General features: G+C 69.7%; 6 protein-coding genes. 3 read left to right on the forward strand and 3 right to left on the reverse strand.

What is annotated here, in order from left to right; genetic code table 11:
- Positions 1–355: 355 nt before the first annotated feature.
- Complete coding sequence (locus tag Mterra_RS18290; protein WP_119316448.1) at positions 356–1,144, reverse strand: enoyl-ACP reductase FabI; 789 nt, start codon at positions 1,142–1,144, stop codon at positions 356–358.
- Positions 1,145–1,394: 250 nt separating this feature from the next.
- On the opposite strand from Mterra_RS18290, the gene Mterra_RS18295 reads away from it, so the two are divergent.
- Positions 1,395–1,619 carry a hypothetical protein gene (locus tag Mterra_RS18295; protein WP_119316449.1) on the forward strand — a complete coding sequence of 75 codons (225 nt, stop codon included), beginning with the start codon at positions 1,395–1,397 and terminating at the stop codon, positions 1,617–1,619.
- 72 nt (positions 1,620–1,691) lie between these two features.
- Positions 1,692–2,222 carry a DinB family protein gene (locus Mterra_RS18300; protein ID WP_119316450.1) on the forward strand — a complete coding sequence of 177 codons (531 nt, stop codon included), beginning with the start codon at positions 1,692–1,694 and terminating at the stop codon, positions 2,220–2,222.
- A gap of 258 nt (positions 2,223–2,480) precedes the next feature.
- Here Mterra_RS18300 and Mterra_RS18305 read toward each other — a convergent pair whose 3' ends face one another.
- Both Mterra_RS18305 and Mterra_RS18310 read right to left on the reverse strand, forming a co-directional pair.
- Positions 2,481–2,723: a hypothetical protein gene (locus tag Mterra_RS18305; protein ID WP_119316451.1), complete on the reverse strand. Its 243-nt coding sequence runs from the start codon at positions 2,721–2,723 to the stop codon at positions 2,481–2,483.
- Positions 2,724–2,732: 9 nt separating this feature from the next.
- Positions 2,733–3,935, reverse strand: a complete 1,203-nt coding sequence (locus Mterra_RS18310; RefSeq protein ID WP_119316452.1) for a citrate synthase family protein — start codon at positions 3,933–3,935, stop codon at positions 2,733–2,735.
- A 77-nt stretch (positions 3,936–4,012) separates the two neighbouring features.
- Here Mterra_RS18310 and Mterra_RS18315 point away from each other — a divergent pair, with 77 nt between their 5' ends.
- Positions 4,013–5,317: a pyruvate carboxyltransferase gene (locus Mterra_RS18315; RefSeq protein ID WP_119316453.1), complete on the forward strand. Its 1,305-nt coding sequence runs from the start codon at positions 4,013–4,015 to the stop codon at positions 5,315–5,317.
- Positions 5,318–5,445: the final 128 nt, after the last annotated feature.

Raw genomic sequence — 5,445 nt, forward strand, 5'->3', positions numbered from 1 at the left:
GGCCTCGGCGCCCGCGTACGCGGGGGTGCGGGCCGCACCTTGACCCGGCGGCATGCCCGCGAGGGGGTGGCCGTAGGCCATACCGGCTCTGCCGGTGACCTGGGGCCCCTCGGAGGGTGAGAGGGGGAGCAGGTTTCCGGCGTACGCCGGGTCGCGTACCGCGATGCCCTCGCCACGTGGAATGGCCTCCCCCTACACCCTCCGACGGCGGAACCGCGGTCGCCAAACCGAAGCACCGCAAACCGGCCCCTCCCCCACCAGCAAGCAGAGAAAAAGGCGCTCACCGTTTACGGTGAGCGAATGTTCCACGCCTAGCTATCGGCTATGGGCTACCAGCTATCGGCACCTCCCTACGCTATTCCTCGCCGAAGTCCATGCCCATGATGCTGTAGCCGGCGTCCACGTAGACCGTCTGGCCGGTGGTGCCGCTCGAGAGCGGCGAGAGCAGGTACAGGCCCAGGTTGCCCACCTCCTCGTGGGTGATCATGCGCTTGAGGGGGGCGATGGCGTTGTACTTGGCGGTCATCTTGCGGAAGCCGGGGATGCTCATGCTGGCGACGGTGCGGATGGCCCCGGCCGAGACCGCGTTGACGCGCACGTTCTTGGGCCCGAGGTCGTAGGCGAGGTAGCGCACGGTGGCCTCGAGGGCGCTCTTGGCGATGCCCATGACGTTGTACTTGGGCACCACCTTCTCGGCGGCGTAGTAGCTCAGCGTCACCACCGAGGCCCCCTCGTTGAGCAGGGCTTCGGCCTCGCGAACCACCGCGAGCAGGGAGTAGGCCGATACCTGCAGCGCCAGCGTCCAGTCCTCGCGGGTGGTCTCGATGTAACGGCCCTCCATCGCGGGCCGGGGCGCGAAGGCGATGGAGTGCACCAGGCAGTCCAGGCCGCCCCACACCTCCTTGAGGTCGGCCATCATGGCCCGGATGGCCTCCTCATTGGTCACATCGACCTCGTACAGGCGCACCCCGCTCATGCCCGCGGTGAGCTTCTCGATCTTCTCCTTCAGGCGTTCGCCCTGGTAGCTGAAGGCCAGGCTGGCCCCCGCCTGGTGGAGCTTCTGGGCGATGGCCCACCCCAGGCTGCTCTCGTTGGTCACGCCCATCACCAATGCTTTTTTGCCCGTCAGGTCGATCGAAACCATAGTGATGAGTATCTTATCCCACCTCTTCTGGAGCCAGACCCGAAACCACGGGCCGATGAAGGCATCGGGAGGGATAGCTTTCTCGAAAACGCCTACGGCCATTAGTTCGCGTCAAGAAGTACCGAGTTCAAATAACGCGACGGGGACATTCTTCCCCCTCACGGATCGTTTGTATTTACGTAGGCTTTGTGCTACAAATTGATGCACCCCTTAATCCCCAACGTCGAAGCCGGATCAGAAGGAGGGCTGTATGTCAGTCAAACACCCGAAAAGCAGGACGGGCGAGAAGGTCGAATGCCGTTGGGTCCCGGGGACGCTCGATCGTATTCGGCTGCGTCTGGAGGATAGCGAACTCGAGGTCGGCATCGACCAGTTCGAGCGGGTGCTGGGCGGGCACGCCCTGCACGACCTCTACCTCAAGGGCGTGGTCCGGCTGAGCCTCGACGCGCAGGCCCGCCACAGCCTCATCAGCTAAAACCTCGACCGTCCGCGGGCGGCCCCTCGGGGCCGCCCGCTTCGCAGCGCCCGGACGCCGTAGAATGCCCCCATGCTCACCGACCCGGCCTTCCTCCGGCGCTTCGGGGATAAAGACCACTGCCTGCGCCACCTCGAGCGCTCCAGGCGCGAGATGCTGCACCACCTCGAGACCATCCCCGACGAGGCCTTCTTCCGCCAGCCCGACCCCGAGACCTGGAGCGTCGCGCTGCTGATGGAGCACGTCGCCCTGGCCGAAAACTCCTTCGCCCGCGTGATCCGCCGCCTGCGCCGCGCGGCGCAGGGGGAGGCGCTCGAGGCGGTGAGCGTCCCGGCGGGCGAGTGGCGCGAGGGCAGGGCCCAGGCCCCCGCCGTCATCCGGCCCAAGGGCGGCCTGGACAAGACCCAGATCGCGCAGCTCCTGGCCGAGCAGCGGGCCTTCCTGCTGGGCGAGGCGGAGAAGAGCGGGGAGCTGCTCGAGCACCCCGCCACCTTCACCCACGCCTTCTTCGGCGACCTCAACGGCCTGGGGTGGCTGCAGACCGCCGTTTTCCACGAGCGCCACCACCTCGCCCAGATCCCTGCCCGCCTCGAGGGCGTGTAATTTCCCCGTCCAGGCCGGGCTTCTTGCATACCACTTTACATTTTTGCATATCCGGTTATACTAAGAATATCAGCGGCCGAGAGCCGCGATTTTTTTTGTTAAACGCCGGTAACCGGGCGCGGGTCGTACGTTTTAGGTCGTACGTCGTACGTCCTACGTCGTACGCCGGACGCCTTGGCCCTAGACCCTTGACAGGCCACGAGCCACAGACCACTAGCCTTTAGCCCCAACCCTGCCTGCGGCCAATAGCTCGCCTCGCTAGTTCAACCACCGGCTCCGCTGGTAAGGGCACTCGGCCATGCGGGGGCATTTGCGCCGTCCCTGGCGGAGGGCTTCTACTTCGGCGTTGTTGAGCCGGTCGCCGCAGAGGGGGCAGCGCAGGCGGCTGGAGCTGCCGGGGAGGGACGCGCTGCCGAAGCGCTTGGGCCAGAAGGCCCGGCCGATGCGGAAGAGGAAGTACACCGCGAGGCCGAGGATGAGGGCGGCGAGGAGGATGTCCACGGGTTTATCTTAGGGCGGAGTCGGTCCAATGTACCGTGCCCTGGGGCGGATTAGGCGGCCGCTGCGGTACTCCTCGAGGGCGTGCGCCACCCAGCCGGCCGTGCGGCCGATGGCGTAGACCCCCATCGCCGCGCCGGGGGGGAGCCCCAGCACGCGGGCGAGGGCCGCGAGGCCTAAGTCGAGGGTGGGCTGCTGGCCCAGCTCCTGCTGCACCTGGCCGACGACCTCCCGCACCAGCGCCAGGGCGGGGGCGTCGCCGTGGCGCGCGTCCAGCGCCTCCAGCAGCGCCCGCCCGCGCGGGTCGCCTTCGGGGTAGATCTTGTGGCCGAAGCCGGGCACCCCCTCCCCCCGGCGCAGGTGGGCGGCGAGGGCGGCGCGGGCTCCGGCCGCCTCGGCCTCGTGCAGGAAGGCCTCGACGCGCTCGACCATGCGCCCGTGGCGGCTGCCCTGGAAAGCGCACAGGCCCGCCAGCACGGCGGCGTAGGGGGTGGCCCCCGCCGAGGCCACGCAGCGCACGGTGAAGCTCGAGACGTTGAGCTCGTGCTCGGCGCACAGGATCAGGGCCTGGTCCAGCAAGGGCGCGGCGGCAGTGCCGCCGCGCCAGGCCCGGCTGAGCGCCTCGGCCAGGGGGCGGGCCTGGGGGTCGTGGCCGGTGGCTACCGTCACCAGCAGCCGCAGGACGCGGGTCGCGGCCTGGCCCACCGCAGGGGGGCTGAGGTCGTAGGCGGCGAGGTCCTGGGCGGCGGCGAAGGGCAGCACCGCCTGGAAGGCCTCGACCGGGCTCAGCCCCTCGAGCTCGCCCCGGAGGCGCTCGAGGGCTCGAGGGGGGCTGAAGGGGCTGTGAAACAGCGCCTCGGCCTCCTCCATGCGGCCGGTCCACAGCAGGGCGGCGACCTGCTCGAAGGCGGCGCGGCGGGAGAGCTCCACCGCGTCGTGGCCGCGGTAGAACAGGCGACCGTCGCGGATGAGGCAGAGGCTGGAGTCGAGCACCGGGGCGCCCCAGTGCAGGGCCTCCTGCACCGCCTTGGCGGGGTTGCGGCGCTGCTCCTTGCGCTGCAGCAGCCGCTCGACGTCCTCGGCCAGGTAGTCGCGCTCGCGGTTCTTGCCGCCGGGCTGGGAGCGGATGAGGCCCCGGCTCACGTAGGCGTAGAGGGTGGCGCGGCTGACGCCTAAGCGGCGGGCGGCCTCCGCGGCGCTGAGGTATCGGGCCATGCCCGCAGCTTACCCCGGAATAGCTTGATTTTGCAGTCAAGATTGACAACATTGTGCGGCGGTTCTACCGTCGAGGCATGAGCAAGGTCGAGGACGTTCCCCAGCCCGAGTACTTCCCCCAGGCCTTCCCCCGCGAGGGGTTCCCGCGGTTCGTCTGGGAGGAGCGCCCCGCCACCCTCCCATCGAGCGCCTGGACCACCGAGACCACCCACCGCGACGGGCAGCAGGGCGGCCTGCCGCTCAGCGTGGAGCAGGGGGTGCGCATCTACGAGCTGATGTGCGCCTTCACGGGGGGGAGCGGGGCCGTCCGGCAGGCCGAGTTCTTCGTCTACCGGCCTTCCGACCGGGCCATGCTCGAGGCCGCCCTCGAGCGCCACCGCTCCGGCGCCCCGGTCGAGCCCACCACCTGGATCCGCGCGACCCGCAAGGACGTCGAGCTCGTCCGCAGCCTGGGCGTGCGGGAGACCGGGATGCTGGCCTCAGCCTCCGACTACCACACCTTCCACAAGTTCACCCCCGGCGGGCGGGCCCAGGCCGCCCGGACCTACCTCGAGGCCGTGCGCACCGTGCTCGACGCGGGCATCCGGCCCCGGCTGCACCTCGAGGACGCCACCCGCGCCCCGCGCGAGTTCGTGCTGCCCTTCGTGGAGGCGGTGCTCGAGGCCGCCGCGCCCTACGGCGAGGCCCTGCGCCCGAAGTTCCGGGTCTGCGACACCATGGGCCTGGGCCTGCCCTACGAGGGCGTGGCCTGGCCGCGCAGCGTGCCCGGCATGGTCCGCGAGCTGCGGGCTTTGGGCCTGCGGGCGGAGGACCTCGAGTTCCACCCCCACAACGACACCCACCTCGTCGTCGCCAACTGCCTCGCCGCCGTGCAGGCCGGGTGCGCCGCCGTCAACGGGACGCTGCTGGGCAAGGGCGAGCGCACCGGCAACGCGCCCCTGGAGGGGGTGCTGCTGCACCTCATCGGCATGGGCTACTTCGCCGACGAGCAGCCCGGCTTCAAGGCCCTCAACGCGCTGGCCGAGCTTTACGAGCAGATGGGCCAGCCCCTCCCCGCCAAGTACCCCCTCTACGGCAAGGACGCCCACCGCACCCGCGCGGGCATCCACGCCGACGGGCTCAACAAGTTCGGGTGGATGTACGCCCCCTTCGACGTGCCGGGGCTGCTGGGGCGGCCGCTCGAGGTGAGCATCACCAAGGAGTCGGGGTTGGCGGGCTTAGTCTTCCTGGTCAAGCAGCACACCGGCCTCGAGCTGCCCAAGGACGACCCCGAGCTGCGAGCCCTGCACGCGTGGGTACAGGCCGAGTTCGAGGCGGGGCGGCAGACGGCGATCGAGTGGGAGGAGATCGGGCCGAGGCTGGGGAGGGTCGATAGCCGGTAGCCGGGCGCGGGTCGTACGTTTTAGGTCGTACGTCGTACGTCGTACGCCTAACGCCAAACGCAAGACGCGAGACGCCTTGTCACCCCCCTTGGCAAGGGGGGCCAGGGGGGATAAACCCTCCCCAGCCT

The organism is Calidithermus terrae (genome assembly GCF_003574345.1).
Lineage (GTDB): Bacteria > Deinococcota > Deinococci > Deinococcales > Thermaceae > Calidithermus > Calidithermus chliarophilus.

What these genes read in the sequence shown, in the direction of transcription:
- Mterra_RS18315 (WP_119316453.1), top strand. Translation starts at nt 4,013, where the DNA reads ATGAGCAAGGTCGAGGACGTTCCCCAGCCCGAGTACTTCCCCCAGGCC.
- Mterra_RS18310 (WP_119316452.1), bottom strand. Translation starts at nt 3,935, where the DNA reads ATGGCCCGATACCTCAGCGCCGCGGAGGCCGCCCGCCGCTTAGGCGTC.
- Mterra_RS18290 (WP_119316448.1), bottom strand. Translation starts at nt 1,144, where the DNA reads ATGGTTTCGATCGACCTGACGGGCAAAAAAGCATTGGTGATGGGCGTG.
- Mterra_RS18295 (WP_119316449.1), top strand. Translation starts at nt 1,395, where the DNA reads ATGTCAGTCAAACACCCGAAAAGCAGGACGGGCGAGAAGGTCGAATGC.
- Mterra_RS18300 (WP_119316450.1), top strand. Translation starts at nt 1,692, where the DNA reads ATGCTCACCGACCCGGCCTTCCTCCGGCGCTTCGGGGATAAAGACCAC.